At 56.2% G+C, this 26138-nt stretch carries 26 protein-coding genes; 13 read left to right on the top strand and 13 right to left on the bottom strand.

Translation table 11 applies throughout. The annotated features are described in order from the left end of the window. Positions 1-69: 69 nt before the first annotated feature. From IPM21_14600 to IPM21_14590, 3 genes are read right to left on the bottom strand one after another with little or no spacing between them, the layout of a single operon-like run. Complete coding sequence (locus IPM21_14600; protein MBK9165110.1) at positions 70-603, bottom strand: DUF4920 domain-containing protein; 534 nt, start codon at positions 601-603, stop codon at positions 70-72. After that, positions 603-2069 (bottom strand): amidohydrolase, encoded by a 1467-nt coding sequence (locus IPM21_14595; protein MBK9165109.1) that lies wholly within the window; start codon positions 2067-2069, stop codon positions 603-605. Before IPM21_14595 ends, IPM21_14600 begins: the two co-directional genes overlap by 1 nt. After that, complete coding sequence (locus tag IPM21_14590; protein ID MBK9165108.1) at positions 2066-3766, bottom strand: amidohydrolase; 1701 nt, start codon at positions 3764-3766, stop codon at positions 2066-2068. The genes IPM21_14595 and IPM21_14590 overlap by 4 nt, the downstream gene beginning before the upstream one ends. A gap of 42 nt (positions 3767-3808) precedes the next feature. Between IPM21_14590 and IPM21_14585 the strand changes: the two genes are divergently transcribed. Genes IPM21_14585 through IPM21_14575 form a run of 3 tightly spaced genes read left to right on the top strand, consistent with a single transcriptional unit; the run spans position 3809 to position 6565 of the window. Next, positions 3809-4336, top strand: a complete 528-nt coding sequence (locus IPM21_14585) for a hypothetical protein (GenBank protein ID MBK9165107.1) — start codon at positions 3809-3811, stop codon at positions 4334-4336. A gap of 7 nt (positions 4337-4343) precedes the next feature. Beyond that, positions 4344-5096: a hypothetical protein gene (locus IPM21_14580; GenBank protein MBK9165106.1), complete on the top strand. Its 753-nt coding sequence runs from the start codon at positions 4344-4346 to the stop codon at positions 5094-5096. After that, positions 5093-6565 carry a hypothetical protein gene (locus IPM21_14575; protein MBK9165105.1) on the top strand — a complete coding sequence of 491 codons (1473 nt, stop codon included), beginning with the start codon at positions 5093-5095 and terminating at the stop codon, positions 6563-6565. Before IPM21_14580 ends, IPM21_14575 begins: the two co-directional genes overlap by 4 nt. Here IPM21_14575 and IPM21_14570 read toward each other — a convergent pair. The 3 genes from IPM21_14570 to IPM21_14560 all read right to left on the bottom strand — a co-directional run bounded on the left by IPM21_14570 (position 6562) and on the right by IPM21_14560 (position 9123). After that, the gene (locus IPM21_14570) at positions 6562-7368 is read right to left on the bottom strand and encodes a hypothetical protein (GenBank protein MBK9165104.1); all 807 of its coding nucleotides are present in this window, start codon (positions 7366-7368) and stop codon (positions 6562-6564) included. The two genes, IPM21_14575 and IPM21_14570, sit on opposite strands and share 4 nt — an antisense overlap. Continuing rightward, positions 7365-8003 (bottom strand): sigma-70 family RNA polymerase sigma factor, encoded by a 639-nt coding sequence (locus tag IPM21_14565; GenBank protein MBK9165103.1) that lies wholly within the window; start codon positions 8001-8003, stop codon positions 7365-7367. Before IPM21_14565 ends, IPM21_14570 begins: the two co-directional genes overlap by 4 nt. 280 nt (positions 8004-8283) lie before the next feature. Then, complete coding sequence (locus tag IPM21_14560) at positions 8284-9123, bottom strand: hypothetical protein (GenBank protein MBK9165102.1); 840 nt, start codon at positions 9121-9123, stop codon at positions 8284-8286. A gap of 157 nt (positions 9124-9280) precedes the next feature. Here IPM21_14560 and IPM21_14555 point away from each other — a divergent pair, with 157 nt between their 5' ends. From IPM21_14555 to IPM21_14525, 7 genes are all read left to right on the top strand, one after another. After that, on the top strand, positions 9281-9736 hold the full coding sequence (locus tag IPM21_14555) for a tRNA (cytidine(34)-2'-O)-methyltransferase (protein MBK9165101.1): 456 nt from the start codon (positions 9281-9283) through the stop codon (positions 9734-9736). Positions 9737-9859: 123 nt separating this feature from the next. Beyond that, positions 9860-10411, top strand: coding sequence for a BON domain-containing protein (locus IPM21_14550; protein MBK9165100.1), 552 nt, complete (start codon positions 9860-9862; stop codon positions 10409-10411). 119 nt (positions 10412-10530) lie between these two features. Further along, on the top strand, positions 10531-12345 hold the full coding sequence (gene typA, locus IPM21_14545) for a translational GTPase TypA (protein MBK9165099.1): 1815 nt from the start codon (positions 10531-10533) through the stop codon (positions 12343-12345). Positions 12346-12370: 25 nt separating this feature from the next. Continuing rightward, on the top strand, positions 12371-12646 hold the full coding sequence (locus tag IPM21_14540; GenBank protein MBK9165098.1) for an SRPBCC domain-containing protein: 276 nt from the start codon (positions 12371-12373) through the stop codon (positions 12644-12646). 65 nt (positions 12647-12711) lie between these two features. Beyond that, on the top strand, positions 12712-13071 hold the full coding sequence (locus IPM21_14535) for a DoxX family protein (GenBank protein ID MBK9165097.1): 360 nt from the start codon (positions 12712-12714) through the stop codon (positions 13069-13071). A gap of 4 nt (positions 13072-13075) precedes the next feature. Next, on the top strand, positions 13076-13438 hold the full coding sequence (locus IPM21_14530) for a DUF1428 domain-containing protein (GenBank protein MBK9165096.1): 363 nt from the start codon (positions 13076-13078) through the stop codon (positions 13436-13438). A gap of 62 nt (positions 13439-13500) precedes the next feature. After that, positions 13501-14943 carry an MATE family efflux transporter gene (locus tag IPM21_14525; protein MBK9165095.1) on the top strand — a complete coding sequence of 481 codons (1443 nt, stop codon included), beginning with the start codon at positions 13501-13503 and terminating at the stop codon, positions 14941-14943. On the opposite strand, the gene IPM21_14520 is transcribed toward IPM21_14525, so the two are convergent. Beyond that, the gene (locus IPM21_14520) at positions 14944-15102 is read right to left on the bottom strand and encodes a hypothetical protein (GenBank protein MBK9165094.1); all 159 of its coding nucleotides are present in this window, start codon (positions 15100-15102) and stop codon (positions 14944-14946) included. Positions 15103-15129: 27 nt separating this feature from the next. Here IPM21_14520 and IPM21_14515 point away from each other — a divergent pair, with 27 nt between their 5' ends. Beyond that, positions 15130-15966 carry a 5'-nucleotidase, lipoprotein e(P4) family gene (locus tag IPM21_14515; GenBank protein MBK9165093.1) on the top strand — a complete coding sequence of 279 codons (837 nt, stop codon included), beginning with the start codon at positions 15130-15132 and terminating at the stop codon, positions 15964-15966. Positions 15967-16007: 41 nt separating this feature from the next. Here the strand turns inward: IPM21_14515 and IPM21_14510 are convergent, their stop codons facing one another. Then, positions 16008-16508: a hypothetical protein gene (locus IPM21_14510; GenBank protein ID MBK9165092.1), complete on the bottom strand. Its 501-nt coding sequence runs from the start codon at positions 16506-16508 to the stop codon at positions 16008-16010. On the opposite strand from IPM21_14510, the gene IPM21_14505 reads away from it, so the two are divergent. After that, entirely contained in the window at positions 16509-19256 is a 2748-nt protein-coding gene (locus IPM21_14505) for an alpha/beta fold hydrolase (GenBank protein ID MBK9165091.1), read from the top strand. Between the two features lie 3 nt (positions 19257-19259). Next, positions 19260-19988, top strand: coding sequence for a ComF family protein (locus tag IPM21_14500; GenBank protein MBK9165090.1), 729 nt, complete (start codon positions 19260-19262; stop codon positions 19986-19988). Between the two features lie 16 nt (positions 19989-20004). Here the strand turns inward: IPM21_14500 and IPM21_14495 are convergent, their stop codons facing one another. From IPM21_14495 to IPM21_14475, 5 genes are all read right to left on the bottom strand, one after another. Next, positions 20005-21993, bottom strand: a complete 1989-nt coding sequence (locus IPM21_14495) for a PQQ-dependent sugar dehydrogenase (protein ID MBK9165089.1) — start codon at positions 21991-21993, stop codon at positions 20005-20007. 122 nt (positions 21994-22115) lie between these two features. Then, a complete protein-coding gene (gene tsaD / locus IPM21_14490) occupies positions 22116-23171 on the bottom strand; it encodes a tRNA (adenosine(37)-N6)-threonylcarbamoyltransferase complex transferase subunit TsaD (GenBank protein MBK9165088.1) in 1056 nt (351 codons plus the stop codon). Positions 23172-23332: 161 nt separating this feature from the next. Continuing rightward, positions 23333-23542, bottom strand: coding sequence for a hypothetical protein (locus IPM21_14485; protein MBK9165087.1), 210 nt, complete (start codon positions 23540-23542; stop codon positions 23333-23335). A 153-nt stretch (positions 23543-23695) separates the two neighbouring features. Next, the gene (locus tag IPM21_14480) at positions 23696-24355 is read right to left on the bottom strand and encodes a DUF305 domain-containing protein (protein ID MBK9165086.1); all 660 of its coding nucleotides are present in this window, start codon (positions 24353-24355) and stop codon (positions 23696-23698) included. Beyond that, positions 24339-26015 carry a DUF885 family protein gene (locus IPM21_14475; protein ID MBK9165085.1) on the bottom strand — a complete coding sequence of 559 codons (1677 nt, stop codon included), beginning with the start codon at positions 26013-26015 and terminating at the stop codon, positions 24339-24341. The genes IPM21_14480 and IPM21_14475 overlap by 17 nt, the downstream gene beginning before the upstream one ends. Between the last annotated feature and the right edge of the window lie 123 nt (positions 26016-26138).

The following is a 26138-nucleotide window of genomic DNA, read 5'->3' as shown; positions in this document are numbered from 1 at the left end:
ATAGAACGGAATCAAAAAAAGGCTCGGCCCAAAAGTGGTCCGAGCCTTTTACTTTTTCCTTAAGCGGTCTTATTTTGCTTGCGTTAGAACAACTCCGGTGGCATCAAATGAGACCTCTGTGACGGTCCCATCGGCATTCCGCTTCTCGAAGACCGCGCCGTCGTCGTTGATCAGGTGATCGACCTGTTCCTTGCTGAGAGTTTTGGTCTTGAAAACGCCCTGGGCCTTGACCTTCATTCCGGCCGCATTGAGCGGGATGAAAAATGCGTGGTCGCCGAAGGTGACGCGAACGGACTTGCCGCCATCCTTGTCGGCCATTTCCATCCAGCAGCCTTCCTTCTTGCACGAGCGGACGATAACGCCGTCGACCTGGACGGTCTTATCGGCATATTTAGAAGGGTCGGCAAATACCTTCTCGACCTTCGCCTTCGCCACGCCTTTCGCCATGGCCTGACCGCGAGTGATCGTTTCGCCCTTTTTCAGCTCGACCGGTTTGTTCTGTTCATTTGTAGCAACCGGCTCGCCTTTGCTGTTCATCTCCTGAGCCACGCCTGCGATCGCAAAGACCGCAACTGCCATCATCGTTCCAATTATTCGTTTCATCATTTCTCCGTATTATTTTTCTCGTAAACGACTTTGCCGTTCACGATGGTCACTTCCACTTCTGCACCGCTAATTCGCAGGTCACTTGATGCAAATATATTTTGCGACAAAATCACGATATCCGCCAACATGCCGGACAGAAGTTTTCCCTTTTCAGCTTCGGCAAATTCCGCGTAGGCAGATCCGACCGTGTAACCTTGAATTGAATCCAGAAAAGAGAATCCATTACCTGCGTCGCGCGTATTAAGCCCTAAGAGTGGATCGAAGGCTGTCATAGGGGCATCAGAACCGAGCGCCGCGATCGCACCGTTCTTAACCAAATCGCGGTAATAGTTCGAAGAATAACCACCGCGGCCAAAGAGATGCGGCTGGATCGAAACGACGACGCCAAGCCGTCCCAGCCGGGCATAATCTCTTGCGAGAATTCCTTCGGCATGCTCGATACGAAACCGCCGGTCACGCTTCCCGTTCTCTTTCGCCGCGAGCTCAAATATATCAAGTACGATCGAGTTCGGCTTCGAACCGATGGCGTGGACGGCGACCTGCCATCTGGCCTTGTCGGCCGCGAGAATCTGCTGACGAAGGCGGGGCGTCCAGTTGTCTTCGCCGTCGTGAAAGCCCTTCAGGCAGCCGGTGCGAACCATCTCGCCGGCCGTGTTTTGCGGCGGCGGAGTTTGCTTTGCGAACCAATCTAAGAGCGACGAGCAGTCATAGACGCGAGTCTTGAGCCTTCCGGCAGCCGCAAGCTGACGGTAAACATCGCTTTGGTCATCGGAATGAGTATCCTGAACGCTTGTGATGCCGTAGCTCGCAGCGTAGTTTGATGCTGTTTCGGCTATCTCGGCCCAGCGGCGGATATGGTCCGCCGGAACCTTTCTCGCAATGCGTGCCAGATCGATCTCGCGAACGGTAACAACGTTCTTTGCCTCGGCGAGCCCGGCAAGCTTTCTCGCGGACGAATTCGCGATCGCCTCCGACGGGTCAGCAGCGTAAATGAAAAGCGGATTGTCGGGCGCGATGCGTTCGATCTCCGCGGCATTGATCTCTGCGACCATCTCTTTGCTCGCACCACTTCCGAGTATCCAACGGCCTTTTGGGAGGAATTGTAAATAGTATGTGAGGCGTTCGTAGAACTCTTCGGAGCCGGCTATTCCCTTGGCATCAAGCGAAGAAAACTTATTGCCGATCGCCATGAAATGGACGTGGGAATCATTGAACCCCGGAACGACGAGCTTTCCTCCCGCATCGATAATACGCGTTCCTTTTCCGATATATTTGCGGGCATCGGAATCATCACCGACGAAAACGATCCGGCTGCCCGTAACAACGATCGCCGTCGCTCGCGGCCGCTTGAGGTCCATTGTCCGCACGTCGGAGTTGAGGATAACTAGATCGGCCGCCCCGCCTTGAGCAGCGGTAGGGCAGCCGATAAAGAGAGAGATCAGGATCGCGGCGAAAAGCCTCACTTTGCTTCGTAAACCAACTTGCCGTTAACGACCGTCTTCACGACCTTCACGTTCCAGATCTTGACCGGGTCGATGGTGAAAATGTCCTCGGAGAGAACGACAAAATCGGCGAGCTTACCGACCGTCAGCGTTCCCTTGATGTGTTCCTGAAACTCGCCGTATGCTGAGCCCCAGGTGAATGCCCGGATGGTCTCCTCGACCGAGATCTTTTGCTCGGGAATCCAGCCATTCGGGTTCTTATCGTCAAGCGTACGGCGCGTCACCGCTCCATAAACGCCCCAGATCGGATTAAGCGGAGCGACCGGCGAATCTGACCCGAAGGCCAGCACGCCGCCGGTGTCGAGTATCGTGCGAAAAGCGTAAGTGCCCTTCAATCGCTGCTCGTCGAGCCGCTTCCACGCCCATCGGCCGTCGTCGATTATGTGAAATGGCTGCATCGAGGCGACCACCTTTTGCCCACCGAATCGCTTGATATCATCGAGCCGAAGATGTTGAGCGTGCTCGATACGGAACCGCCGGTCGCGGACGCCGTTCGTCTGTTCGGTCTTCGCAAAGATGTCGAGCACCTCGGCATTCGCCCGGTCTCCGATAGCGTGGATGTTGATCTGAAGCCCGGCGGCATCGGCCTTCTGAACCGTCTCCGCCATCGTCGCCATCTCATCGCTGGCGAGGCCGAAAGACGTTGGTGCGTCGAGATATTTTTGGAAAAACCAAGCGGTCGTCGAGCCGAGGCTGCCGTCCGAATAACCCTTCAAACACCCAACGCGAAGCCACGGGTCGCCGAATGCAAAACGAACACCGGTCCGCTCCCAACGGCGGTAATCCGAGACCGGCGAACAGCCGTAGATGCGGGTCTTCAGCGTGCCGCGGCGGAGAAGTTCTTGATAAACACCGACGTCCGTCCCCGCCGAAACATCGGTCACGCTTGTAACGCCGAGCGACGCGGCGTGCTCGGTCGCTGCCTGTGCGGCCTCGAGCCGCTCTTCCCAACTCGGCGACGGAATGACCTTGTTTACATAAGACATTGCGGCGTCTTTCAGAACGCCTGTCGGATTGCCGTTCGCGTCGCGGACGATCTCGCCGCCCTCAACGTCCTTCGTATCTTTGTTAACACCGGCGAGCCGCATCGCAAGGCTGTTCGCCAGTGCCATGTGGCCGTCAAGCCGGTCAATAAATACCGGATTATCGGGCGTTACGGCGTCGATCATTGCCGCGGTCGGCAGGTTGTTGGGCGTCCAGTTCTCGTGGTCCCATTTTCCGCCGAGTATCCAACGGCCCTTTGGCAGCTTTGCGGCAAAGTTCTTGATCCGCTCGGTGAATTCCTGCGGCGTTTTGGCGTCGCGAAGATCGACCGAGGAAAGCTGCTGCCCGGTTTCAAGAAAATGCACGTGTGCATCGTTAAAACCCGGAATGATCAGCCGCCCGCCGGCGTCCATCTGCCGCGTGTTCGGGCCGATCAGTTCCCGAACCTCGGCCTCGCTCCCGATCGCGATGATCTTGCCTTCAGAGATGGCCAAGGCTCGTGCCCGCGGCTGTTTCGGGTCCATCGTGTGGATATTGGCGTTGAGCACGACCATGTCGGCCTTGAAGCCGCGGCTCGCGGCCGCACCTTTGGCAAAGACGGCAAAATTCAACGCGGCAATGACAAGCAGCACGAGTGCTCTTCGTGAAAACGGGAAAACGGTTCTGTGCAACATATTGTCGATGAGTGTAATCTGAGTGTGTTGACGAGTATATCAGTGAAAGAAAAGTATATCCACATTCTCGGTATCGTGCTGACGCTTGGCTATGGCGGGCTAGTGGCGTTCCTGTACGCCGCCGAGCCGCGTTCGCTTGAGGAATTTACGACCAAAGCCCGGTCCGCGGTCGAGAATATTGCGACCAAGGGAACGGTCGTCATTGGTACGTATGAAGTCGATGCCGCGAAGTTCAATGAGGGCCTGACGGCCTTTCGCGAGGACCGGTTCCCCGCGGCCCGCGACGCCTTTGAACGCGCCGACCCCGAAAAACGCGACGCCCGGACGCAGTTTTATATCGCGTACAGTTTTTATCGGCAGGGCTGGGGCCGCATCTCGAACGACGACGCGCTATTTCAGCGTGGCCTTGAAGAGGCGGAACGCGTTCGGACGATCGACCCGAATTTCCGCACTGATGATCCGGGCCTTTTGCTCAAGACTCCGGTCGAGCTAAGGACGGAGCTTGAGGAAGGCCTTAAGGTCACAGCCGACGACTTTAACCCGTTCAAAGTATTTCGCGAACGTAAGTAGATCACGAATGGCAAAGCTCAAAGAAAGTGAGATCGAGGCGGAAATTTCGCCGGATGAAGACACGCTCGAGGTGCCTGTCGCCGATCAATTGCCGGCGGTTCGGGAAGACGAGTCGGTCAGGCAGATCGCGAGCCGCAGATCGATGCGGACATACATCTATCTCCCGCTGATCTTCCTGACGGTCGCCTTGCTCGGCGGCCTGCGGCTGAGCGGCGTGGACGGCTCGTTCATCTTTGTCCGGCCTGCACTCATCTGCCTTATATTCGCGGCGATTCTTTTGCTGCTGTTCTCTCGGGCCGGAATGCTCAGGCTCGATGGCTGGTTCACCGAGGAAATGACCGGGACGCAGACCGCCGCAAACGGGCTGGTGCTCGTTTCGCTTTTCGCCGCCGCGACGCAGATCTTCAATTCGCTGATCCCCGAGCAAGGGCTTCCCTTCTGGATCGTCAGCTTCTGCTTTCTGTGGGTTCTTTGGAACAATCTTTTTGCCGAGTTCGACCCGAAACGGCTTTTGAAGAGCCTCGGTGCGATGTTCGGCCTCGCGTTTGTGACGAAGTATATGGTGCTTGCGAATCTGACCGCACCGGGCGGGCGAAGTTGGTTGCGGTCGATTATTGAGAACCCGGCACAGGAGGCGGCAACTTGGCTGCTCGATCTGCCTCGATTTTCAGCCGGTACCGGTTACATTCAGTTCTTTGCCGTACTTATTTTTCTGCTGGGGTTATTTCTAACGCCTCCAGCCACAAATAGAGACCGATGAAGTATTTTGCATTCATTTTTATAATCTTCTTTGCATTCACAGCAGTTGATGCCCAGTCGCCCTCGCGGACGCTCAAAAATGCCGAAAAAGCACTCGGTGGTTCGAAAGAGCTGAAGAGATTGACGTCTTGGCAGCTTTCGGGAACGATCCGCCGCGTGCAGGACGGGGCCACAGGCCGATTTGTTATGCAGGCCGCCAAGCCGAACCTCTATAACCTCTCGTACGACCTAAATGGCTTTGAATACGAATGGGGCTACAACGGCCGCTCCGGCTGGTCGCGGGACTCACGCGAAGGGCTTCGGACGCTGACCGGCGACGAGAGCATCGATTTTCAAACGGAAGCAAACTACCGCGCGAACCTTTGGCTCAATGCGAAACAGCAACGCTCGAAGATCGTCTCCGAAGGCCCTTCGATCGTGAGCATTTCGACCGCGAAAGGCTCGGGCGTCAAGATCGCATTTGATCCGGCGACCGGCTTGCGGGTCCGCGAAGATTATTCGATCGGCGACTCACGCCGGACGTTTGAATACGCGGGCCATGAGAAGACGGGCGGCGTTATGCTGCCCCGCTCGATCAAGATGCAGATCAACGACGAGACGTTCGAACTCGCCGTTGATGACGCGGCCGTCAACCGACAGATCGCGAAGGCTGAGTTCGATTTTCCGCAGGTCTCGGGCGAACCGCTACCTGAGATCCCCGCGCTTCTCGCCGAGCTCCAGGCGAACGAGGATAAGGTCGAGAACCTTCTCGATACGTATTCCTACGTACAGAAAAGCATCCGACGCGAACTCGGCAAGGACGGCATTCTCCGCGAGGTCGGTTCGGAGACGTATCAACTTTCGTTCTATAAGGGCAATCGCATCCGGCGGCTGATCGAGAAGAACGGCAAACCGCTTTCTGAGAAAGATCAACGCGACGAAGACCGCGAGGTCGGGAAACGCGTCGAGGAGATCGAAAAAGAGATCGCCAAGCAAGAGCGTCGGTCAAACTCGGGCCCGCCTACGGAGAATGGCCAGCGTGTTTCGATCGCCGAGGTGCTCAGAGCTTCGCGGCTAGTAAATCCGCGTCGCGAACGGTTTCGCGGCCGTGATGTGATCGTTTTCGACTTCGAGCCGAACCCGAATTTTGACTACAAGAACGCCAAGAGCATGCTCAAGTTTTTTGGGAAAACGGCCGGCGTGATGTGGATAGATGAAAAGGACAAACAGGTCGCAAGGCTGGAAGCGTTTCTTGCCGATAGCTTTAAGATCGGCGGCGGTTTGCTCGCAAAGTTGCGAAAAGGAGCGTCGTTCACGCTAGAGCAAGAACGGGTCAATAACGAGATCTGGCTGCCCTCGGTCGCGGACATCAATCTCTCGGTGCGTGTGCTGCTCGTCCGCGGTGTGAATGTGAACCAGGTCGTGCGGTCTTACGATTATCAAAAGTTCCAGACCGAGGTGAAGGACGCACGCGTCGGCACTGAAAACTAGCGGTTTATGGTGAGCGTAAGCCGCTCGCCGCTACGCCGAACGCTGATAGTCTTTATCGCCGAGCCCGAAGCGAACCGCGTTTCGGGCTCGATTCTTTTGCCGTCCAGCGATTCCACGACATCGCCCGCCCGAACGCCGGCCTTGGCAGCCGCACCTGAACCTTCGGCTGAGCTGACGAGGAATCCGTCCGTCTGAAAATCGCCCCGCAGACCCATCAACGAAAGCACCTCGCTCGAATCGACCTGGCCGCCGCCCTCGAACCCCGGCGGACGCATTTCAGGCACCGCAACATTCGCATTCACCGGCCGATCCGGAGTCACATTGACCGGGCTGCCCGCTCGATCGATCGAGCCGCCGCCCTCGATCTGCTCATCTGTTTGCACGCGCCGCACGGGCCTTCTCTGCGGTGGAGCTACTCGCTCCGCAACGCGATCATTGGGAGCGGCCCTGTTGTCATTTACCGCCGCGGCTACTTCAGTCGTTTCCGGTAGCTGCACCGCTGATTCAGGTGCACTCTGCGGCATTGGTGCCGGGGTCGGGGCTTGAGCGATCGGCGGTACGTCCGCGACATCTGCCGAGCTCAACACACCGAGGTAAAGCACCGCACCAAGGGCGACAAGAAAGACCGCCGCGAATGCCGGCACAAGGATCCGCCATCCGGAGCCCGCCGATTGACGGCGTTCGGCGATCCTGCTGCGAACTTTGTGGTCAAAGTCGGCTGGAGCGGCCGCTCGCGGCATTGCATTTAGCATCGCGGCGATCTGCCGGTCGTCATCGCTCAATTTTTCCAGTTCGTCGGTCATTTCAACCCCAAAATTTCTTTATCCAGCTTCTCTCTAAGCAGCCCGCGGGCCCGGTTTATCCGTGACTTCGTCGTGCCCAGTTCGATCTCAAGTATGTTTGAGATCTCGTCGTAGCTGAGTTCCTCGATGTCCCTGAGAATTATCGGCACACGATACTTCTCCGGCAGCGTTGCGATCGCCTTTCCGATCACCGCCGAGCGTTCATCATCGTCAAAACTCGCATCCTGCAGTTTTCGCCCGTCCGCAGGCTGATACTCGGCCATGTCACCGGGATCGTCCGAAAAAAGCCCGGTCAGCGAAAACAGTCTGCGCCGCTTGCGTCGCCTCAGTTCCGAGATCGCCAGATTGCTCGCGATGCGGTAAATATACGTCGAGAACGCATACCCGGCATGGTAGCGATCGATGGCAAAGTAAACCCTTACAAAGGTCTCCTGGGCAAGATCGACCGCTTCTTCATAGTCATTCAAAAATCTATACAGAAAGTTCGTTATCTGGTTTCGATAACGGTCCATCAACTCGCCAAAGGCCGCTTCGTCGCCGGCTGCGGCCGCCGCCGCAAGCTCATGATCGGACACGGCACCGGCGGTTTTCCCGCCGTGCCCAGCTTTGTCCTCTTCACGATCGACCGATGCCATACTGTCATCGTTTGTACACCATTCGCCCTATCCCGGACAAAAGCCGTCCTGCGTTAGGTCACACGCCGGAGCGTAAGAAAAGTTGCAATTTGTTGCTTGATGGGGTTACGGCCACGCGGTATTTATGGTGGCCGCTCGAGAGAAGAGACAAAAGACCCTGAAAAACGTATCGGTCTTTGCACTCACGTATCGTCAAAAACAATTCACTCCTGTATGGTGTTCGGCGAAAGTCGCCCGATTACACACTCACAGGAGTGAAAAGTTTAAGATTTTTTCCGGATCAGCCGACGAGGAACATTCCTTCGTCGACCTTTTGGCCAAATGTGATGGTCCCGACAGATGCTTCTTGTATCTCAAGGTCGTCGGCCCAAAGGACCGTCCGATAGGGAACAAGCGTGCCTTGGGCGTAGCGGTAATCGTAGAACTTTCGCTTGTAATTAACTCCGAGATCTTCGTATTCGAGCATCATCACGCGGAAGGTACGAACGCTGACATAGAACTTCGTCTTGCGGTCTTTTTTGTCGGTTACTTCAACAACGAAATACTCGACCCCAAGCTGTTTTTCGCGGCCGATCAGTTCTAGCTTCGATTCGTTCTCTTTGTAACGGAGCAAGGCGTCGAGGCCGCGGAACATCGACTGCTCGAACGACCGAACTGCCTCGTCCTGCGGCGTAAAGACCGAGTCATTAAAGACGCCGAAGATGCGATCATCAACGTGCATTAGCGAGTAGCGCGCCGCCGGAAGCTCCTGTTCCCATCGGACCTTGTCTTTGGCGGAGTTTTCGCCGCGAATGACCCATCGCTGATAGTTGGTACTATCCATCGTCCCGGCTTGGTTTCGCGTTCGCAGCTTGCCGCGTTCAAAGGTCGTCCGCCGTATCTGGTCAAGCACGAGCCTGCCGCTGCCAAGGCCGTAAATGATGATCGCCGATTCGGCCACTTGCTCGGCGTTCAGTTCCTGCGTGCCGCCTCTTGATGGGGCCGGCGTAGCGACCGGGCTTGGCGAAGGCGTGGGTATGGCGTCCTGCCCGATTACCGGCTCCGCAATTACCGCGAAGCCGAGCAAAACAAGCACAAAACCGAAAAAATGACTTCTTCCTGAGGTTCTCTTAAGCTTCATTTGAGACAAAAACAAAAGCGGATTGTAACATATGCCGCCGAAAATCTAGGCATGGGCACATTTCGGGCGTACCATTCCTTGATGAAATCCGAGCCTCTCGGGATGCTTACTGCTTAGAATTGACTTACAAAACCCCATACTCGCAAAATAAAGCAACATGCCACAAGTCGCCCTTTTTGAACCCGAGATACCGCCAAACACCGGCAATATCGCAAGGCTTTGCGCCGCCACCGGAACGCCGCTGCATATCGTAGGCGTGACGGGCTTCCGAATGGACGACCGGACCTTGAAGCGGGCCGGGCTCGATTATTGGGACCACGTTCAGCTGACCCGGCACATCGTCCTCGATGATCTTTACGGCTCGCTTCCCGCTTCCAGATTTGTCTATCTAACGACCAAGACAGATCGCTCGTATACCGAATGGGATTTCGCCGAAAACGATTGCCTCGTCTTCGGCCCGGAGACCCGCGGACTGCCCCAGCATTTGCTCCGGGACAACCCCGAGACCTGCCTCACCATCCCAATGTCGAACCCCGAGGTTCGCAGCCTAAATCTCGCGACCGCGGTGGGAATTGTATTGTTTGAAGCACTCCGACAACTCCGCCAATCTTGAACTGAAAACCGCCCCAACTCTCCGATTTCGATGCATCTTTTTGCTTCGCAATTGCGTCTTAATATTGGTGTCGATCGTTCGACACAATTGGGCGGCGCGACCCAGTTTGGGAGGCTATAGATTATGAAGTTCTTAAGTAGATATGCACTAATGCTAGTTTTTGTCGCCGGCTCTGCCGCGATCAGCGTCAATGCTCAGACGATAACAGGCGAGGTTTCGAACCGCGTCCTTGAGAAGGAGGTTCAAAGCAAGATCCTTCGTCTTCCTTACTACGAAGTTTTCGACTTCATTTCGTTTCGCATTGATGGCGATACGGTAATTCTCGACGGCAAGGTCCGGAACGCAACCAATCGCCGCGAGGCAGAAAATGCGATCAAGCGGATCTCGGACGTGGTGACTGTTCAGAACAACATTGAGATACTCAATGTCGGCGGATTTGACGACCGGATCCGACGCGATCTTTACAACTCGCTCGCGAGAACCGCTTCACTGTCGCGGTATCTCTGGACGGTCAACCCGTCGATGCGGCTCGTGGTCGATCGCGGGCATGTAACGCTTGAAGGTTACGTCTCGAACGAGGGCGACCTGAACCTTGCCAATATTGCGGCAAGAACGGTTCCCGGTGTTTTCAGCGTAACGAATAATTTGAAGGTTGACAGCAAGCGGGCTGGGTAGTCGGCCCGTGTTCCTCCAATAAGGCCGGTGGGTTTTCGGACCCGCCGGCCTTTTTGTGTTGCCTTTTCGCTCCCAATCCGTCATTATTTGCGTTTGCCTTGAGGCATGGGGACACAACAATGATCGCACCAGAAAAGATACGTAATATCGCCATTATCGCTCACGTTGACCACGGGAAAACTACATTGGTCGACGCGATGCTGCAGCAATCGGGAACCTATCGCGACAATCAGGAGGTCGTCGAGCGCGTAATGGATTCGATGGACCTTGAGCGCGAGCGCGGCATCACCATCATGGCGAAGAACACTTCGGTCCAATATGGCGACTACAAGATAAACATCGTCGATACGCCCGGCCACGCCGACTTCGGCGGCGAGGTCGAGCGCGTATTGAAAATGGTTGATGGCATCGTCCTGCTGGTTGACGCCGCCGAAGGCTGCCTGCCGCAAACCCGCTTTGTTCTCAGAAAGGCTCTTGAGTTAAAGCTCCCGGCGATCGCGGTGGTCAACAAGATGGACCGGCAAGACGCCCGTCATGAAGAGGTCGTTAATGAGATCTACGACCTGTTCATCGATCTCGGAGCAAGCGACGAACAGATCGAATTCCCCATACTCTACGCCATCGCCCGCGACGGCATTGCCAAAAAGGAACCGACCGACGAATCGAAATCGCTCAAGCCGCTATTCGAACAGATCGTTGAGACCATTCCGGCTCCGAAGGCCGTCCGGGACGACAGCCTCCAACTGCTGGTCGCCAACATCGATTACAACCCCTTCGTTGGCCGCCTCGCCATCGGCCGCATGTTTTCCGGCGAGATAGCAAAAAACCAGGAAGTGATCGTCGCAAAGATCGATGGCTCGACCCAAAAGACACGCGTCAAGGAACTGTTTGTATTCGAGGGGCTCGAACGTACGAGCGTTGACTCGGCCGGAGTCGGCGAGATCGTCGCTCTTGCCGGATTTGACGACATCAACATCGGCGAGACGATAACGACGGTCGACAACCCGAGACCGCTGCCGATAATCGCCGTCGATGAGCCGACGATCTCGATGATCTTCGGTGTCAATACTTCACCATTCTCCGGCATCGACGGCAAGTTCGTCACATCGCGACAGATCAAAGATCGGCTTGAGAAAGAATTACTCGGAAACGTCGCTCTTCGCGTAACGCAAACAGAAGCGGCGGAACAGTTCAAAGTCTCCGGCCGCGGTGAGCTTCAGCTTGCGATACTCATTGAGATGATGCGTCGCGAAGGCTATGAGCTGCAGGTTTCGAAGCCCGAGGTCATCACCAAACAAGACGAGAAGACCGGAGAAACGTTGGAACCCTTTGAGCAAGTGGTCATCGACGTGCCCGAAGAATTTATCGGAGTTGTGACCGAAGCACTCGGCCGCCGCAAAGGCCAGATGACGAAGATGGTGAACAACGGCTCCGGCCGCGTCCGGCTGGAATATGAGATCCCTTCACGCGGGCTCATCGGTTTCCGCGGTGAGTTCCTAACCGAAACAAAGGGCACCGGCCTGCTCAATACGATCTTCCTACGCTTTGATAAATGGCAGGGCGAAATGCGTTCGCGCTCGACCGGTTCGCTTGTCGCCGACCGGATGGGCGAATCGACGACCTATTCGCTCTACAATCTGCAGGAACGCGGCACGCTCTTTATCAAACCCAGCGTAAAGGTTTACGAGGGAATGATCGTCGGCGAGAACGCCCGTGCGGTCGATCTGGACGTCAACGCGATCAAAGAGAAAAAGCTCTCAAACATGCGTACAACCTCCGCCGATGAAGCAATGCGGCTCGTGCCAGTGCGAGAAATGTCGCTTGAACGTGCTCTCGAATTCATCGCCGATGACGAACTTATCGAGGTCACACCAAAGGCCATTCGACTTCGCAAGCGCGTGCTAAAAGCCAACGAAAGGCCGAAGAAGTCGTAGGCTTCGTTTTCGGCCATCGATCTGAATTCGATCGAAAGCCGAGCTTCGGCGAACTCTGCGAGAATCTGAGGTCGCTCGGCGTTTACCAGCCATTAGAGCAGAACCCGCCGGATGCGGTGCCGGAATACCTCCGAACGCGACGGTCACCGTTACTTTTGCAGCGAACGGCAGCCAAACCGAACTGACCATCCACCCCCTGCTCGCTTCCGAGGCCGATCGAGTTGCGGCTCGCGATGAAGGATTCATCCCGGGCTGGCAGGACAGCCTCGAACGCCTTGCGGAAAAGCTCGGGCTCGAATAAGATTTCCGTCACGTTTTGTTGTGAAACATTCGCGGCCCTCGATCGCCGCGAAGGAGATACCTTCTATGAATGTCGTTCTTTGGATCCTGCAAGTTCTGCTCGGGCTGATGTTCCTTTTTGCCGGCGGTTCGAAGTTCCTAATGCCTTATGAAGAAATGCGGGCGAACATGACCGTGGAACTCCCGCACTGGTTCGTGCTCTTCATCGGTGCTGCCGAGGTGCTCGGCGGGCTGGGATTAGTGCTTCCCTGGGCCTTGGGAATAATGCCGAAGTTAACGCCGATCGCGGCCGCTCTGCTTGCGGTCGTCATGGCCGGTGCCGTTGTCGTTTCAGCTTATGGCGGCATTGCGATGGCGATCTTCCCTTTCGTCATATTGGTGCTTTTGCTGGTCGTCGCTCGCGGCCGTTGGGCAACAAAGGAGTGATCGTATGTCGAGATATTGCGATGTCTATCTGCTGCCGATCGCGGAGAAAAAGCTCGACGAGTACAAAAAGCTCGCCCGTAGTGCCGGCAAGATCTTCGTGAAGCACGGTGCACTCCGCTACCGCGAATACGTCGTCTCCGATCTAAACGAAGAATACGGCACATTCCCTTTCGGGAAAGCTTTGAAGCTTAAGCCCGGGGAGACGATCGTCTATGCTGCGGTCGAATTCAAATCGGAAGCCCATCGAAACAAGACGATGAAAGCAATTTTTGCTGACCCGGAGCTTGCAAAGGTCTCGCCGAAGGACCCGCCTTTCGATTACAAGCGGATGGTCTACAGCGGCTTCAAGGTGATAGTTGACCTCTAGAACGGACTTTCTGCGTCTGAATAGTTATACTGGGAGACCGGGCAGTTTTCGCCCGGTTTTTGATGCCTGAAACAATTAACGACATCGACGATTTAGTTCCGGAAAAGCCAAAGCCGCGATACGACCGCTCAATTATCGAGGGGCCGCTTGGGCCTGCGGTTTGGAAGATCGCCTGGCCGACGATGCTGACGAATGTAATCGCCGGATTGCAGGGCATTGTCGATCACATCGTGGTCGGCAACGTCGTCGGGTTTAAGGCAAACGCAGCCATCGGCGTCAGCTGGCAGATCTTTTTGGTGGTTATCGTTTTCATCTCGTCGCTCTTTACGGGGATGAGCATACTCGTCGCCCGCTTCGCCGGGGCCGGCGAAGAGCTAAAGGTAGATCGTACGGTCTATCAGGCATTCCTTACGGCGATCATCATCTCATTCGGCGTCATGGCACCGGTCGGATATTTCGCTTCGCCATATTTGCTCGACCTCGTAAATGCCGAAGCCGGCGTCAAGGCCGAGGCTCTTCCCTATCTTCGGATAACATTCGTTTTCAGCCTTGGGCTGCTCATCTTTTTTATGCTGAGCGGAGCACTGCGCTCGGCCGGCGACGCCCGCACGCCGATGATCCTCGGCGTTGTGATGACGGTGCTCAACCTGGTCCTTAACCTGATTCTCATCCCCGGGCTTGGCCCGATACCGTCATTCGGAACCGCTGGTGCGGCGATGGGTACGAGCATCGCTACCGGGCTGGTGGCGATTTATGCGCTTTATCGGCTGATCGCCGGCGGCTGGGTCGTTTCGTTCCCGAAAGGGCTTGGCTACAAGCCCGATTGGGCCATCATCCGCCAGATCTTTCGCTTTGGCCTTCCGACCGGGATTCAGGGCATCGCGATGAACGTCGGCGGAGTTTTTATGCTCGCCTTCATCGGGTCGCTGGCGCAGAGTGCTGCGGCACAGGCCGCATTTGCCGTCGGCTATACGCAACTTTTCTCGCTGATAACATGGACCTCGGTCGGGCTAATGGGAGCGGCCGCAGCGGTCGCCGGGCAAAACCTCGGGGCGGGAAATCCGGAGCGTGCCTCAAAGGCCGTCCACACAGCCGCAAAGTTCGGCGTCGCCGGTTCGGCATTTATCGGGCTTTTCTTTTTCTTTTTTCCCGCGCAGCTTCTCGGGTTTTTCGGAATGAAGGAGCCGGCCGTTATCGAGATCGGCACGCAGCTTTTGCAGGTGCTCAGCATCTCGGGCCTATTTATCTCGGCCGCATTGACCTACACCGGCGGGCTGCAAGGCACCGGCGACACCAAAAGCCCGCTATATATCTCGGTCGTTTCGCAGGTCATTATCCCGCTTGGTATCTGCTTCTTCATTCAGTACGCCTGGGGACTCGAACCGTTGCACATTTGGCTGGCCATACTCGCGGGCCACATCGTCCGCTTTGCACTCAGCTTCTACAAATTCAGGCAAGGCCGCTGGCAGAGCATTCAGGTCTCGATCGACCGCACCGAAGCCTGATCATTCCTCGTCTTCGAGTTCATCATCGTCCGGCTCCTTGTCCGGATCATATTCCTCATACCCGTGGGCGTCGTCGTAGTAATAACTGCGCTTGCTTGCCTCGTCATTTTCCGCCTCCGCTTTATCAGGTCGTTTTTTCTGCGGGTCGTTCTCGGGCATAATGACTTCTATAATCACCGAAAAGCCATGAGAATCAAAGCATATTTCAGCACCGTACTGCTCCTTGTACTTGCAATTGGAGCCTATTCCCAAAACACGGCGAAAGCTCCTGAGAACCTCGATTATCAGGTTGCGGCGGTGCTCTATCAACAGAAAGCCGCCGAATACCGAGCCCTCGCGCATCAAGCCTTCAACATTGCCCGCCTCAGGCTTGATGTCGACCTCGACCCGAAAAACGCGAAACTGCTCCCAAAAGAGCAACGCGAAATGCCGCGGGCGATCATCGTCGATGTCGACGAGACCGTGCTCGATAATTCACCGTCGCAGGCACGGGCGATCAAGACCGGACGGCCGTTCAACATGGAAGACTGGTACGCCTGGGGCGAGATGCGGAAGGCAAAGCCGATCGCCGGTTCGGTCGAATTCCTCAACTATGCCGTCTCGAACGGCGTCAAGATCTTCTACGTCTCGAACCGCGACGAGGTGCAGAAACAGGCGACCATCGATAATCTGATCGCAGCCGGCTTTCGCGACGTAGGACCGGAGAATGTAATGCTCCGCCAAAAGGACGCACAGGGCAACAACATCTCGACCAAGACACCGCGGCGGGAACTCGTCGGGGCAAAGTATCGGATCGTTTTGCTGATCGGCGATAACCTTGACGACTTTTCTGACGTATTTGAACGCAAATCGGTCGCGGCCCGCTTTTTTGAGACCAACCGCTATCGCGATGAATGGGGCAAACGCTGGATCGTTCTCCCGAATGCGATGTACGGCACTTGGGAAAACGCCATCTATGAATACGGCCGCCTGACCGAAGCGCAGAAAGCAGAAATTCGTGCGAGAGCTCTGGAAATGCCCTGAGATCGGAACCGCCTGTGTAACCGGGCGGCCAGTTCGTTAGCCTAACGAAGTCCGTAAAGATAAAGGACGGCTGCCCATCCGCTTGGGAGGGTCATCGGGGCTTCGTTCAGTTCGTCTGCGGCGACTGTCATTTGTTCGAGAAAGTACTTCGCATTCCAAAAGGCGAGAAGTATCTGTGGCACCTCGGAAAGCCAATTCTCGTTTGTCGTTTGTTTGTCAAATGCCTTTCCGATTCCGCCTTTTGCGATCAGCCCGTACCACGAGTTGATTTCGGCCCCTTCAGGGGCGATGTCGCCGAACAATTTGTCAGCTTGTTCGATCAATGGCACCATAATGAAGACTTTAAAACTTTGGTGATAGAAGCGATAGATCAGGTCGGGTTCTTGGAACTTGAAGCGATTCAGTAGCCTGCTGATTCGTTCTCGTTCGCTCTTTATATTTGAGAGTAGTTCGATCGATCGCTTATGCTTTTTCTCAAACTCCTCGTTGAGTCGTTTTAAGAGTTCGTCGTGTTCTTTAGGACGTTTTATTTCAGGTAACATATGCAACTCCGATCCGGTACCGTACGGACCATTTTACTCCTTCTTGCGTTCGTGTTCTTTAGCTCGGCGAATGCTCAGAACCTGACGGTTCGGCAGATCATGGCTGAGCCGTCGATCGCGGGGCAGCGGGTCGAGGGCGAGAAGCTTTCGCCGGACGGGACGAAGGTGGTTTTCCTTTGGAACGCCGAGGGCAAACCGCGGCGTGATCTGTACATTGTTTCGACCGCGGGCGGGACACCGGAAAAGATTCTCAGCCCCGACCAGCTTCCGGCTCCGCAGCGGCCGGCCGAAAAGCCCGATCCGCTCGGCTATGGCGTGGTCATCCGCGACCAGTTCGTTCGCGACCGCGAAAATCAGCTCGGCAATTTCGAATGGTCGCCGGATTCGTCAAGACTCATCTTCACCTACGGCGGCGATATTTACCTTCTTTCGCTTTTCCCAGGAACTGAAACACCTGATTCTTCGTCTGATGAGAGCACGTGGAAGATGTATTTAGCGACTATGCTGAGGCGCTCTCTACTCATCCCGAATATTATCGAGGCTTCAAAGAGGGTCGGGGTTGACGAAGCGGATCTTTTCAGCAATTTAGTGGAATCGAATGATAGGCTCCGGGCTTCGATAGAATCTTCGCCCGTGTCTTCTTCCGCCGAACGCGATGAGATCATTCGCATTAATCGCGAGATCGATGAGCTTATAGAACGTGTCCGACAACTTTACGACGTACATCCCGCTTTACGATCGAGTGAAGCGTTTATGAAAGCCTTGGACGAGATCACAGGTACCGAAAATCGGATCAATGTAGCTCGTGTAGATTACGAACAAAACTCTCGTAGAGCCACGTTTAAGCGCATCACGAAAACACAGTCCCCTGAGTTCGGGGCTCGGTTTTTGGACAATGACCGCGTTCTTTATTCGCAGGGCGGCAACGCGTTCGTGCTTCATCTTGCGGATGCGACGCTTACACAGGTGACCCGTGAGGCCAACGCGCAGCAGTTCATCTCGGTTGGAAACATCGCGGCCAGCAAGGACGGCAAGATGGCGGCGTACGTCGTTTCGGATGGCTCTAAGCAGCGGCAGCTTGTTGTCCCAAATTTCTTGCCTGAATATGTCACCGGCGGCGGGCCGCGACGCGGTTGGACCGAGCAGAAATTGATGTTCATGCCGACCGACGGCAGCCGCGACGCGCCGCACGAGATAGAGCTCCCGAAGCCCGAGGGCGTCTCCAGTTTTCGGCGGATGGTTTGGGCGGCGGACAACCGTTCGCTGATCGTCGATCGGCTTGATAAAGACACCAAGCGCCGCCAGCTTTTCTACATTTACAACGTCGGATCGAAGGACGAAAAGATCATTCTCGTCACCGAAGAGACCGACGACAAATGGCAGGCTCCGAAATCGGCGATCTTCGAACCGAATCCCAAAAACCCCGCCCAGCTTTTCTTCGCCTCCGAACGCGACGGCTTTAACCATCTATATCTCGCAACCCTCGAATTGCCGTCAGATACCCAGGCGGAAACCCGACCTGTAGGGAGGGTGTCTTCGACCGAGAAAGAGCAGAATTTGACCGGGAGCGTTCCAACCCCGTCCGTAAAGACCGAGCAACTCACAAAAGGAAACTGGCAGGTCGAATGGGCAAAGTGGAAGTCCGGAGAACGACTTCTTTATTTATCTACCGAATCGGGAACAGCGACACGCGACTTCGGGCAGATAAACACAACGACAAAGAATCGCACGAAGTTCTACTCGTCGGTTCAAAAAGGAATGATCACTGGACCGCAGCTTTCGGAGAATGATTCCCCGACGTTAGTTTTTAGCGGCTCTCAGTGGAATCGTCCTGAAGAGTTAATTGCCTATTTCGACAATTGTCCCCAAAACAGTCAATCACGGTACGCGTGTCCGGAGGTTAGTTCCCTGCTCTCCAAAACAACACCTGACGCATTCCTTAAACGTAATTGGACTGAGCCCAAATTCATCGAGATCCCTTCACGCGACGGCAAAAAGATCCCGGCGAAGATCTACCTACCGCCCGGCCATGATTCGAAGAAGAAATATCCGATGGTGATATTTGTTCACGGTGCTGGTTATTTGCAGAACGTGATCAACGGCTGGAACAACTATTACCGCGAGTTTATGTTCAACGACATGCTGGCTAAGAAGGGCTATGTCGTGCTCGATATCGACTTCCGCGGCTCGGCGGGCTATGGCCGCGAATGGCGGACCGACGTCCATGATTTTCTCGGCGGCAAGGACTTTGACGACCATATCGACTCCATCGACCACATGGTCAAAAACTATGGCGTCGATCAACGCCGCATCGGTGTTTATGGCGGCAGCTACGGCGGCTTTATGGCCGGGATGCTCGTCCTGCGGGCACCGGAGCGGATCGCCGCGGCGGCCGCACTTCGCTCGGTCTTTGACTGGAAGAATTACTACGCCGCGAATCCTTTTTACACCGCCCAGCGGCTCGGCTTTCCCGACAAAAACCCCGAGGCCTATAGACGCAGTTCGCCGATCGCCTATGCCGACAAGCTTGAGCGGCCGTTCCTGATACTTCACGGAATGGCCGACGACAACGTTCATGTGCAGGACTCGGTGCAGATGATCGAGCAGCTCATCAGGCTTGGGAAAACGCAGTATTTTGAGGCGATGCTTTATCCTTCGGAAAACCACGGCTTCGTCCGGCCCGAAAGCTGGGCTGATGAATACGAGCGGATCCTCGCCTTTTTTGAGAAGCATCTTGCCGCGAAATAGCTGATGAGTTTTGCCGCCACGATCGCCGATTCGCTCCTCGCCGTCGCATTTCCGCGCGAGTGCCGTTGCTGCGGCAATCAGGTCGAGCGGCGGGCAGATGGCGTCGCCTGTGAAGCGTGCTGGAGCGGTTACCGTTTTTTCACCGGCCGCGAAACGGCGTGTTCGAAATGCGGCTTGTTCCTCGGCGAGCCCGAATCGATGTTCGAGACCTTTTGCCGAAAATGCGACGACCACGCGTACGGCATCGCCCGTTCGGCCGGCCCCTATCGCGGCCCGGCCGCCGCGGAAGTGATAAACCTCAAGACCAATCCCTACCTCTCTTCCCGGATGCAAAATGCGGCCTGCATCGCCTTTGCCGATAGCTTCCGCGAAGGCGCCGACCTTCTCGTTCCGGTCCCGCTTTCGCGAAAGCGTTTTGTTGAACGCGGTTATAATCAGGCCGCCTTCATTGCCGACTTCCTCGGCCGCTCAAGCGGCATCGCGGTTGATGAGGCAAGCCTTCAGCGGGTCGTCGATACGCCGCACCATCGAGCCGGAATGGACCGCAAGGCCCGCGACCTCTCGGTCCGCAACGCCTTCAAGGTCGTTCGGCCAAAGCTGATCGTGGGCAAGAGCATCATCCTGATCGACGACATCCTCACCTCGGGTTCGACCGCGTCTTATTGTGCAAAGGCCCTAATTAAAAGCGGCGCGGCCAGGGTCGATGTCTTCACCCTCGCACGCGCCGCGTAACCCAATTTAGATGACACTATGGAGCGTCGACTGACGGTACCGGTATATCGTTCTCGAGCCCGAAGGTCACCGCCTGCAACGTACTGTTCGTCGAACGCCTGATATACCAAACGCCGTTCGACGGACGATAGACCGCGATGTCGTCCGTGAAGTCTCCATCGTAGTCGCCTACGACCGGCTTGTCGCCGCCAACACCCCATTGCAGTATCTGCACCGAGCCGTTCGAACTGCGGAGGATGTACCAAACGCCGTTCGAGGGACGGAATACCGCGAGGTCGTTCCGCAGGTCGCCGTCGAAATCGCCTCTCGCCGGAACGTCGCCGTCTTGACCGAAGGGCAAGGCAACGAACCCGCCGTTCGTGCTGTTAAGCCGATACCAAACGCCATTCGAGGGCCGCCAAACCGCGATGTCGTAGCGGTTATCGCCGTCGTAATCTCCCGGGACCGGCACGTCGCCCGCGACCCCGAATTGCGTGATTGAGACGCCCTGGTCGCTTGTTCGATATGTGTACCAAGCGTTGTTCGAAGGCCGGTAAACGGTGAAATCCGCGAGCCCGTCGGCATCAAAATCGCCTGCAAGCGGTGTGTCGCCATCGGCACCGAACTGTGCCCCAAAGAAGGTGTTATCCGTGCTCCGGAGCACGTACCAAGTTCCATCGATCGGCCGAAAAACCGCGAGGTCCGAAAGAAGGTCACCGTCGTAATCCTTTGCGACCGGAATGTCCTCTGCCTGGCCAAATTGATCGATAGAGACGTTCCCGGTGCGGCTGCTTAGCCGATACCAAAGGCCCGAGTCCGGACGAAAGACCCCGACATCCGTCCGAAGGTCGCCATCAAAATCTGCCGAGGTCTTGTTCGGCAAGATCCGATCGATCGTTCCACCTAGCCCAATAACGTAGAGTTCCCCGTCCTCGTCCTCGCCAAATGAGGCGATATTGCGGCTCGTGTCGAGCACCATGATCTGCTGATTGCTGAGCGTCCAGAAAAAGATCTCGCCCGTGCAGTAATCGGCAAAAATATACTCGCCCTTCAAAAGAGCATTCTGCACGCCGCGATAAACGTATCCGCCCGTGATCGAGCAACGCCCGCCCGTGTGCGTGTATTGGAAGAGCGGCGGATCGAAATTTGCCGGAACGCAAAGGCTTGCATCGAGCCCGGTGCAGTTGTTGCCTTCATAAACCCTCCAGCCGTAGTTGCCCCCAAGCCCGATTATCGAGACCTCTTCGATGTTGTTCTGCCCGACGTCACCGGCCCAAAGTGCTCTGCTGCCGCCGCGGTCGAAAGACCAACGCCATGGGTTCCGGACGCCGACCGCATATATCTCATCTGCCCCCGGAATTCCGACGTACGGGTTATCCGGCGGCACCGTGTAAGCCGGATTCGGATTCTCGTCCGTGACGTTCGGCGTGATGCGAAGATACTTGCCAAGAAGCTCGTTGATGTTCTGCGAACGGTTGCCCGGGTCGTTTGCCGAGCCGCCGTCGCCCATGCCGATATAGAGGTTGTATTGCCCCGGGGCGTCCTCGCGGAAAGCGATCATCCCGCCGTTATGGTTCGAAAACGGCTGCGGGATCGTAAGCATCGGCCTCTCGCTGTTCGGGTCGCCGAGTGTGTTGTTGTTTGTCGCCTTGAACCGCGAGACAACGGTCGCACCGTCCGTCTGTCGCGTGTAGTTGACGAAGAAATAGCCGTTGTTCTCAAAATCCGGATGGAACGCCAGGCCCAGAAGCCCGCGTTCACCGCCCGAGAGCACTCGGGTCGTTATGTTCATGAAAATGGAGTAGGTCGTCGATCCCTTAGGAGCCACCTTGATGATCCCTCCACGCTCGATCACAAACGTGCGGCGGGTGCCGTCGCCGGCATGGGTCAAGAGCAGCGGCGAGCTGAACCCGGTCGCCCACGGGATCTGATAGCGGAACGGCGGCGGATTGTTCTGGCCGAGCGAGCCTGCGGCAAAAACGACGAACAACGAAAAGAGTGCGATCAAGGATCGAAGTGATTTCATAGATTTATTTCAAAGCAGGCTCCGGAGCCGCGTGGACACCCTGCCGGCAGATCGAGGTCCGGCGATTCTTAGGAAATGGGGGCTACCAAAGATTATACGGCGGTTTCCCAAAGAAACAATAGTTAAGTTCTAAATCGCTTTCGGCCGGCCTTGGCTCCGTTTGCCGGCAGGCCAATGTTTTGCAGCCGCAAGGTAACGTCCGCGGTCATTTCAAGCCCGGCCTTCCGGCCCGACCTAAGGTGGAAATAACCGGCCGCCGCGATCATCGCCGCGTTGTCCGTCGAAAGATGCTTCGATGGAAAATATACCGGAATCCCCAGCCTCGCCGCTGCCTTTTCAGCCGCTTCGCGAAGGGCAAGATTGCACGCAACACCGCCGGCAACGATAAGCGTCCGCGGCCGATATTCGGCGGCCTGCTTTTCCATCGTCGAGATCAGCGCGTTTACGACAGCACCCTGAAAACTCGCCGCAAGATCCGCCTTGTCCTGATCCTTCCCGAGCGGTGTTTCCTCGAGGTGCCTCGAGACGGCGGTCTTTAAGCCCGAAAAGCTGAAATCGGGCGTCCCGTCGGAGATCTTTGCTTTTACGAACCGGAAGCGCTTCGGATCACCGCCCCGTGCAAGCTTTTCGATCACCGGCCCGCCCGGATAGCCGAGCCCGATCATCTTCGCGACCTTGTCAAACGCTTCGCCGGCGGCGTCATCGCGGGTTCGCGAAACGACCTTGTACTTGCCCTCTTCCGGAATGAAAAAAAGATTTGTGTGGCCGCCCGAGACGATCAGTGCCATCGCCGGATACTCGACCTCCGGATTCTCGAACGCGACCGAATAAACGTGGCCCTCTATATGATTTACGCCAACGATCGGGATACCGAGCCCGTAGGCAAGCGACTTTGCATACGAAACGCCGACCAACAAAGCCCCGACGAGCCCCGGTCCTTGCGTCACCGCGATCGCGTCGATCGCCTCAAGTGAAACCCGGGCCTTCTCGAGTGCGGCATCGACGATCGGGCCGATCTTCGCAAGATGTTCACGCGAGGCGAGCTCCGGCACAACTCCGCCGTAGGGCCGGTGGAGTTCGATCTGAGACGAGATGACCGAAGACAGCATCTCGCGGCCATCGCGCACCACGGCGGCGGCCGTCTCATCGCAAGAGCTTTCGATGCCAAGTATCAGCACTTGACTAGATTACCAGATGGCAGATGGGTGTTCTATTTCCTGACGAGCCAGACTGCAAAGACGGGCGTCCAAATCGCGGACGCCCAACGCCGCATTTCGAGCGGCAAGCATTTCACGAAACGCCGGCGGTGCCGTCGGCAAGTGAAATGTAAAAGTGTGAATTACTGTGTGACCCTATTGCTGATCGCCGGGGACGGTTCCGGGTTCGGGTCCGTCGCCACGCTGAAAATACCCGAGAGCAGTATAAGGCCCGCGATCAAAATGATGCCTCCGAGGCTCAATATCATCCAGTTGATCCCGCGGTGCTTCTTCGCAACGTCTTCTCTTACTACCCGTTCCTCGCCGTTAACATTGATCGTTTCGTATGACATAATCCCGCCCCTTAACATCGCAATGGCTGTGCCAGAGACCCCTAACATTTGTATTTGCAGCACGTTAGAGAGTCACGAAAAAAGCCCGGCGATTGCCGGGCCTTGTCAGGTGTGTTGATCTGATACGGCGTTATTTCGCGAAAAGCTTCTGCATCATTTCCATTCAGAAAGCCATTTGTTCATCTGTTCGATCTCACCGTTCTGTGCCGTGACGATTGCTTCGGCAAGCTTTTTCAGCTCGGGCTTGAGCTTGATCTCGGCCGCCTTATCGAGCAGCGATCGCGACATCACTACCGCTCCTGAATGATGGACGATCATCTGGCGAATGAACTCGCGGTCAAATTCGGCCCCGTTTAGCTCACCAAGCCGCTTCATATCCATCTGGGCCATTCCGTCCTTCATCCCGGGAAAATCCATATTGATCGCCGGCTTTGCATCTTTGTACCATTCGCCCCGCCAACGCTTCATTTGTGTGATCTCGCGGTCTTGATCGGCGATGATCGCGGCGCCGAATTTCTTGAGTTCATCGCGCGAAGCACGGACCTCCGCGAGCTTTGCCATATCGAGAGCGCCTTGGTGATGGACGATCATCGTGTCGATGAACTGAAGATCCCGCGGAGCATCGGCCGCTCCCGGCGAACTTGCCATCGTCGAATGGTCCATACCGGCATGGTCGGTGTTTGCCGCGTGACCTTGGTCTCCGTGGTCGTGGCCTGAATGATCATGCCCGTCGTTCTCCGAATGCGTCGAGCATCCGAATACCAGCAACGACGCGACAACTACGGCGAGAAATGCTCTATTCCTTAAGATCATAAAATCTCCACTTGGTCACAAATTCCCGCTCGAGCGGCTGTTTTGTCAGCGTCGCCCGGACCATCTCGACCGGTATCGAACCCTCTTTCAGAATTGCATCGTGAAACTGTCGGTCGGTCATCTTTCCCGAGCCGACGAGATCCTTGTGCATCTGATAAAACTGCAGGCCGCCGACCATATACGCCATCTGATAAAGCGGGCCGTAGTCGCCCGAGAAAGACCGCCGAACCTCGGCCAGAGCATTCTCCCGCTCGTGCCCGACCCGGTTAACAAGCAGATCAACGCATTGCTCCGGCGTCCATCGGCCGAGATGAAAATTGAGCGAGAAGATTATCCTCGCCGCCCGGTGCGACCGCCAGAATAGTGCCCCGATCTTGTCCTCCGGCGTTTTGGTAAATCCGCGGTCCCAAAGCAAGAATTCCCAGTAAAGGGCCCAGCCTTCGCCCCAAAACGGCGTCCTGAAAGTACCCCGATACGGCCTGTACCGCCGGTTCATGAACTGCTGCATATGGTGGCCGGGGATCAGCTCGTGATGCGTCACCGCCCGGGCAAAATGCGGGTTATTTCCGCGGAGCGACATCATCTTCTGCTCGTGCGTCATCGAGTCGGTCGGGTAGGCGACCAGGATCGTCTCGCCGCCGAGAAAAAATGGGGCGACGAGCTGCCGCTCGGGCGACATCATCTCCATCCGCCACGTCTCCTCGGCCTCACGCGGCACGGTCAGCAGGTCGTTCTTCTTGACGTAATCTATCGCCTCAAGTGCAAAATCGCGGATCAACGCCGGCTGCTTTCCGGGCTCGACGTATTTCTGCTTTACGGCCTCGATGGCCTTCATGTAATCGTCGCCGTGGCCCATCTCGCGAGAGGCCTTCTTGAGCTCCGCCACGCACCACTCGAACTCCTTCTCCGCAAGTTCGACGAGCTCCTCTGGCGTATATGGGATCAACTCGAACTGCAGCTCGCGGATAAGAGCCTCGCGTCCGATCGGGTCGCCGATGATCGTCGTCCGGTCGTCGGCTGCGATGCCGACCAGTTTCCCGGAAACGTATTCCGAATATCGCTGAAGTGCCGCCTCGACAGCCTCGTATGGCTTCTTATTCCACCAAGTGAACTTGGGGTCATAGGCATTGTGAAAGTTGTACCAATTGCGGAGCGTCGAACGGAGCGAGGCAATCGTTCGTACGGCTCGATACGCGACCGTCCGCTTCGGCTTCTGGTACGTGCCGTTCTCAAATGCCCGCTGCGTCTCGGTGATATTCGCCGCCAGGGCGTCGAGCTTGGCAGCCGTCTGCTCGGGGTCGATGGTTTCAAGCCGCCGCCGCTGATCCTCGAGGTCGCTGATGACCGGTGCGAACTGCACGATCATCATCATCTCTTCGAGCAATGCCGCGTTCCGGTCAAGTTCGGCTAACTCCCGCCGCAGATGGTTCTGGAAAAGTATCAGATCGACCTGCTCGTGATGCTCAAGCCGGGCAAAATCAAGCCGCCCGAGTTCGGCCAGCCGGTCCGAATAAAGCCGCCGAAACCGCTCCCGCCTCGTCGCCGAGGTCTCCGCCGTATGCCAACGCGCATAAGCCCCGCGGTCCTGCTCGTAATTCTCGATCACCTGCCGCAGCCGCGAAGGTGCCTCCGAAACCTGCCCTAAGGCCCCAACCGCCATCGCAAAGACGAATACGATCGCCAGGTATCTTTTCATAATTTTCTGCCGTGTGGTGTCTTAATGAAAAAGCTAACAGCTATAAGCTAATAGCTGTTAGCTAATTTTTCAATACCGCCTGCCGAC

The sequence above is a fragment of the Acidobacteriota bacterium genome (genome assembly GCA_016716435.1).
GTDB lineage: Bacteria > Acidobacteriota > Blastocatellia > Pyrinomonadales > Pyrinomonadaceae > OLB17.
Note: the sequence above shows the minus strand (reverse complement) of the source record. Positions and strands in the feature narration are given on the sequence as shown.

Excerpts from the sequence above, each read along its gene's own strand:
- IPM21_14600 (MBK9165110.1), bottom strand. The coding sequence starts at position 603 with ATGAAACGAATAATTGGAACGATGATGGCAGTTGCGGTCTTTGCGATC.
- IPM21_14590 (MBK9165108.1), bottom strand. The coding sequence starts at position 3,766 with ATGTTGCACAGAACCGTTTTCCCGTTTTCACGAAGAGCACTCGTGCTG.
- IPM21_14580 (MBK9165106.1), top strand. The coding sequence starts at position 4,344 with ATGGCAAAGCTCAAAGAAAGTGAGATCGAGGCGGAAATTTCGCCGGAT.
- IPM21_14575 (MBK9165105.1), top strand. The coding sequence starts at position 5,093 with ATGAAGTATTTTGCATTCATTTTTATAATCTTCTTTGCATTCACAGCA.
- IPM21_14570 (MBK9165104.1), bottom strand. The coding sequence starts at position 7,368 with ATGACCGACGAACTGGAAAAATTGAGCGATGACGACCGGCAGATCGCC.
- IPM21_14565 (MBK9165103.1), bottom strand. The coding sequence starts at position 8,003 with ATGGCATCGGTCGATCGTGAAGAGGACAAAGCTGGGCACGGCGGGAAA.
- IPM21_14560 (MBK9165102.1), bottom strand. The coding sequence starts at position 9,123 with ATGAAGCTTAAGAGAACCTCAGGAAGAAGTCATTTTTTCGGTTTTGTG.
- IPM21_14555 (MBK9165101.1), top strand. The coding sequence starts at position 9,281 with ATGCCACAAGTCGCCCTTTTTGAACCCGAGATACCGCCAAACACCGGC.
- IPM21_14550 (MBK9165100.1), top strand. The coding sequence starts at position 9,860 with ATGAAGTTCTTAAGTAGATATGCACTAATGCTAGTTTTTGTCGCCGGC.
- typA (MBK9165099.1), top strand. The coding sequence starts at position 10,531 with ATGATCGCACCAGAAAAGATACGTAATATCGCCATTATCGCTCACGTT.
- IPM21_14535 (MBK9165097.1), top strand. The coding sequence starts at position 12,712 with ATGAATGTCGTTCTTTGGATCCTGCAAGTTCTGCTCGGGCTGATGTTC.
- IPM21_14530 (MBK9165096.1), top strand. The coding sequence starts at position 13,076 with ATGTCGAGATATTGCGATGTCTATCTGCTGCCGATCGCGGAGAAAAAG.
- IPM21_14525 (MBK9165095.1), top strand. The coding sequence starts at position 13,501 with ATGCCTGAAACAATTAACGACATCGACGATTTAGTTCCGGAAAAGCCA.
- IPM21_14520 (MBK9165094.1), bottom strand. The coding sequence starts at position 15,102 with ATGCCCGAGAACGACCCGCAGAAAAAACGACCTGATAAAGCGGAGGCG.
- IPM21_14515 (MBK9165093.1), top strand. The coding sequence starts at position 15,130 with ATGAGAATCAAAGCATATTTCAGCACCGTACTGCTCCTTGTACTTGCA.
- IPM21_14510 (MBK9165092.1), bottom strand. The coding sequence starts at position 16,508 with ATGTTACCTGAAATAAAACGTCCTAAAGAACACGACGAACTCTTAAAA.
- IPM21_14505 (MBK9165091.1), top strand. The coding sequence starts at position 16,509 with ATGCAACTCCGATCCGGTACCGTACGGACCATTTTACTCCTTCTTGCG.
- IPM21_14500 (MBK9165090.1), top strand. The coding sequence starts at position 19,260 with ATGAGTTTTGCCGCCACGATCGCCGATTCGCTCCTCGCCGTCGCATTT.
- IPM21_14495 (MBK9165089.1), bottom strand. The coding sequence starts at position 21,993 with ATGAAATCACTTCGATCCTTGATCGCACTCTTTTCGTTGTTCGTCGTT.
- IPM21_14485 (MBK9165087.1), bottom strand. The coding sequence starts at position 23,542 with ATGTCATACGAAACGATCAATGTTAACGGCGAGGAACGGGTAGTAAGA.
- IPM21_14480 (MBK9165086.1), bottom strand. The coding sequence starts at position 24,355 with ATGATCTTAAGGAATAGAGCATTTCTCGCCGTAGTTGTCGCGTCGTTG.
- IPM21_14475 (MBK9165085.1), bottom strand. The coding sequence starts at position 26,015 with ATGGCGGTTGGGGCCTTAGGGCAGGTTTCGGAGGCACCTTCGCGGCTG.